This window comes from Azospirillum sp. B506 (genome assembly GCF_000333595.1).
Lineage (GTDB): Bacteria > Pseudomonadota > Alphaproteobacteria > Azospirillales > Azospirillaceae > Azospirillum.
Window position 1 is genome coordinate 1 of record NZ_BADK01000821.1, and the last position, 4,110, is coordinate 4,110.

General features: G+C 67.7%; 5 protein-coding genes and 1 pseudogene. 3 read left to right on the forward strand and 3 right to left on the reverse strand.

All coding sequences use genetic code 11. The annotated features are described in order from the left end of the window. Positions 1-310, reverse strand: a pseudogene (locus I71_RS25505) (hypothetical protein); the annotation flags it as partial. Positions 311-382: 72 nt separating this feature from the next. Beyond that, positions 383-1,177, reverse strand: a complete 795-nt coding sequence (locus I71_RS25510) for a transporter substrate-binding domain-containing protein (protein ID WP_042700434.1) — start codon at positions 1,175-1,177, stop codon at positions 383-385. Positions 1,178-1,416: 239 nt separating this feature from the next. Here I71_RS25510 and I71_RS25515 point away from each other — a divergent pair, with 239 nt between their 5' ends. The 3 genes from I71_RS25515 (at position 1,417) to I71_RS25525 (ending at position 3,231) form a co-directional block, all read left to right on the forward strand. Continuing rightward, positions 1,417-2,295 (forward strand): MurR/RpiR family transcriptional regulator, encoded by an 879-nt coding sequence (locus I71_RS25515; RefSeq protein ID WP_244434049.1) that lies wholly within the window; start codon positions 1,417-1,419, stop codon positions 2,293-2,295. A 67-nt stretch (positions 2,296-2,362) separates the two neighbouring features. Continuing rightward, positions 2,363-2,731, forward strand: a complete 369-nt coding sequence (locus I71_RS25520; RefSeq protein WP_042700440.1) for a hypothetical protein — start codon at positions 2,363-2,365, stop codon at positions 2,729-2,731. A 113-nt stretch (positions 2,732-2,844) separates the two neighbouring features. Further along, the gene (locus tag I71_RS25525) at positions 2,845-3,231 is read left to right on the forward strand and encodes an ester cyclase (protein WP_042700442.1); all 387 of its coding nucleotides are present in this window, start codon (positions 2,845-2,847) and stop codon (positions 3,229-3,231) included. Positions 3,232-3,337: 106 nt separating this feature from the next. On the opposite strand, the gene I71_RS25530 is transcribed toward I71_RS25525, so the two are convergent. After that, positions 3,338-4,090 (reverse strand): SDR family NAD(P)-dependent oxidoreductase, encoded by a 753-nt coding sequence (locus tag I71_RS25530; RefSeq protein WP_042700445.1) that lies wholly within the window; start codon positions 4,088-4,090, stop codon positions 3,338-3,340. Positions 4,091-4,110 lie beyond the last annotated feature (20 nt).

Genomic DNA, 4,110 nt, shown 5'->3' on the forward strand with positions numbered 1-4,110 from the left:
GGCGCCGAGATTGATCACCATCGCCAGCACCGCCGGCTTGCCATTCCGCCAGCCGGATGCCCAGCGACGGCAGGCCGAAAAAGATGAAGAACAGCTGAACCAGGAAGGGGGTGTGCGGATCAGCTCGACATAGGCGCCGACGACGACCGCCAGCGGCTTGACCGTCGAGGTCCGCGCCGCCGCCCCGCCGATGCCGAGCGCCACCCCCCAGCACCGTGCTGACCGCGGTCAGCGCCACGGTGGTGGCGACCCCGTCCACCAGCACGGGCGTGTAGTCCAACAGGGACGAGAAATCGAAACTGTAGGCCATCCGAAGGTCCGTCTGTGGGAGGCGGAGAATCCCCTCTCCCCGGGGGGAGAGGGAGAAGAGGGCAACCTTACGTCACAGATCCTTCGGCAGCGGCGCGTGCAGCCACTTCTTGGCGATGTCGTTCAGCGAGCCGTCCTCCTTCGCCTTGGCGATGATGGCGTTGACCTTCTCCAGCAGCGGCCCCTCATTCTTGTTCAACCCGACGAAGCAGGGGGAGTTCTTGACCAGGAACTTCAGGATCGGCTGGCGCGGCGGGTTGCGCTCGAAGATGGCGGCGGCGACCACGTTGCCGGTGGCGACCAGCTGCACCTGCCCCGACAGGAAAGCGGAGATGGTGCCGTTGTTGTCCTCGTAGCGGCGGACGGTCACCTTGTCCGACACGATCTTCGACAGCTCGATGTCCTCGACCGACCCGCGGGTGACGCCGACGCTCTTGCCGTCCAGATCCTCGACCTTCTCGGCCTTGATGTCGTCGGGACCGAAGACGCCGTTGAAGAACGGGGCGTAGGCGGTGGAGAAATCGATGACCTTCTCGCGCTCGGCGTTCTTGCCCAGGCTGGAGATCACCAGATCGACCTTGCCGGTGGTCAGGTAGGGGATGCGGTTGGTGCTGGTCACCGGTACCAGCTCCACCTTGGCGCCCATCTCCTTGGCGATCAGGGTGGCGGCGTCGATGTCGTAGCCGACCGGCTTCAGGTCGGTGCCGACCGAGCCGAAGGGCGGGAAGTCCTGCGGAACGGCGACGCGCAGCACCTTTTCCTTGGCGATGCGCTCAAGCGCGTCGGCTTTTGCATGGGTGGGAGCGAAACCGCCGGCCAGAACCGCCGTGGCAAGGCCGAGAGCACCCAGAATCTTCGCGAACCGCATGGCACCTGATCTCCGAACCGAAAGACGATGAGCCTCCCTCTTCAAACCATGTGCCACTTTCGGCCTACGAATTCGGGTGTGCGCCAAAAGGCTGGAATGTTACGTTTATCCCGTCTTTAGGCATCTCCGTTACAATCGTAACGTCGCTTTGGTTGCGCTCAAGGTGCTCGTTTTTTGTGCTTACGTGGAATTTGCGAGGCGATTGGCCCATGAAACAGGCAGAAAGACAGACAAGCCCCTTGACGGAGGCCGCCGACCCATCGCTGACCGCCCGCATCCGCGACCGCTATGGCGACCTCAGCCCGATGGAGCGGCAGCTCGCCGATGTGATCCTCGCCTGTCCGGGCGAGCTGTCGGGCTATTCGGCGACCGAGCTGGCCGGCCGGGCCGGCGTGTCGAAGATGACGGTGTCTCGTCTGGTCCGCCGCCTCGGCTATGCCGGCTTCGAGGAGGCGCGTCTGGCCGCCCGGCGCGGCGGCGACTGGGGCTCGCCACTGTTCCTGCTGCCGCCCGGCGGCACGGCGGCAGTCGCCACCGGCGATCCCACGCCGCTTGAGGCGCATTTCCAGCGCAGTGCCGAGGCGCTCGCCGCCACCGCCCGCCAGACCGACCCGGCGCTGCTGGCCCAGGCGGCGCGCGCGCTGGCCGACGCCCGGCGTATCTGGGTCTGCGGCGCCCGCAACAGCGCCTTCCTGGCCGGCTATGCCCGCTGGCAGTTCATCCAGGTCCGCGGCGAGGTCCACCAGCTGGCGGCGGTCGGCGAGACGATGGCGGAGACGATGGCGGATCTCCGCCCTGGCGATGGGGGCCCCGGCGACCTGCTGTTCCTGGTCGGCATCCGCCGCCGCCCGCCGGCCATCGTCCGCCTGCTGCGCATCGCAGGGGAACGCGGCATCCCCACCATCCTGATCGCCGACAGCCACTCCGCCCTGGAGGCCCCGCCGCCGCCGCTGACCTTCCGCTGCGAAACGCGCAGCCTGGCGGCACTCGACAGCCATGTCGCCGCCCTGGCGGTGATCCACGCGCTCGCCGCCGAACTGATTCCGCTGACCGGCGAGCCCGGCCGCGCCCGCATCCGCGCCATCGAGGACCTGCACGAGCGGCTGGAAGAACTGTAGGCCTTCCACCGCCGTCAGGTTCGGATAGCATCCGGCGGATGCGCGATCCACGGTCGGGAGCAAGGCGATGGCTTGGTTGCGGTGGGACCGGGGCCGTCAGGAGAATGGCGGCAAGGAGTATTTCAAGATGCTGCTGGCCCGGTCGGCCCGGCTGCGCTTCGACTGCTATCTGCTGCGTTACCCGGCGACCAGCGGCCTGGACGAGCATGTCGATCCCGCACCGGACGGCTTCGAACACCACCGCGTCAACCTCATCCTGCGACAGCCGGCGACGGGCGGGCTGTTCCTGTGCGATCGGGCGATCATCGACAGGCCCCGCCTCAAATATTTCCGCCCGGACATCCATCCGCACCGCGTGACCGAGGGGGTCGGCGAACGGCTGGTCCTGTCCATCGGCTGGCTGCGGAAGGGCCGGCGTCCGGCCGGCCAAGCGTGACGAACCGCATATATTGGGATGGGGGGTCGTCCGCCGGGACCGCGAATGCCGCCCCGTCCTGCCGCCCCGTCCTGGCGTTCGACGGCCATGCACGCAAAACCGGGAGTTCCTCCATGCCTGAAGACACCCTCTCCGTCCTCTATCGCGCCTATATCTCCTGCCTGAACCATCAGGATTGGCAGAGCTTGGGAAGCTTCGTCCATGAGGACGTCCGCTACAATGGAGAGAGGCTCGGGCTGTCCGGCTATCGCGGGATGCTCGAGGCGGATTTCCGCGCGATTCCCGACCTCAGATTCGCCATCGACCTTCTGGTCGCCGAGCCGCCCCGCATCGCAAGCCGCCTGACGTTCGACTGCACGCCGACGGGTCTTCTGTTCGGCATCCCGGTCAATGGCCGGAGGGTGCGGTTCGCCGAGAACGTCTTTTACGAGTATCGGGACGACCGCATCGAAACCGTCTGGTCGATCATCGACAAGGCGGCCGTTGCATCCCAGGTTTAGGTCCTGCGAACGCACCCGCTCCGGGCTGCCGTTCCGGCCGCTGCGAGATCGCTGCGCCCGTCGAGGATAGCGTGGTTGCGCGACGGGGTGTGGGGGAAGGGCCGGGTCAGATGTTCTGGCCGCCGGAAACCTCGATGCGCTGGGCGGTGACCCAGCGGTTGTCGGGACCGAGCAGGCTCGCCACCGCCGGGCCGATGTCGTCGGGCACCCCGACGCGGCCCAGCGCGGTCATCGTCGCGAAAGCCTCGTTGTAGGCCGGGGTGTCGCGCACCGCACCGCCGAGGAAGTCGGTCTCGATGGCTCCGGGTGCTATCGCGTTGGCGGTGATGCCGCGGGCGCCGAGTTCCTTGGCCAGATAGAGCGTCAGGATCTCGACGGCGCCCTTGGCCGCCGAATAGGCCGAGAAGCCGGGATAGGACACTCGCGTCAGGCCGGAGGAGAAATTCACGATCCGGCCGCCGTCCGCCAGCAGCGGCAGCAGGGCCTGGGTCAGGAAGAAGACGCCCTTCACATGGACGTTGAAGAGCATGTCGAACTGCGCCTCGCTGGTTTCGGCGAAGGCGGCCATCTCCCCGTGGCCGGCGTTGTTGACCAGATGGTCGAAGCGGTCGCGGCCCCAGCCCTCCAGGGTGGAACGGACGCGCCCGGCGAAGTCGGGGAAGCCGGAGATGTCGGCGGTGTCGAGCTGCAACGCCGCCGCCCGCCGCCCGAGCGCCCGGATTTCCGCCAGGACGGCGTCGGCCTCCGCGGCCTTGCTGCGATAGGTGAGGATCACGTCGCCGCCGCGGCGGGCGATGCTGAGGGCGGTGTTGCGGCCGAGGCCGCGGCTGCCGCCGGTCACGATCGAGATGCTGGACATTGCCCGTCTCCTGGTGCCGG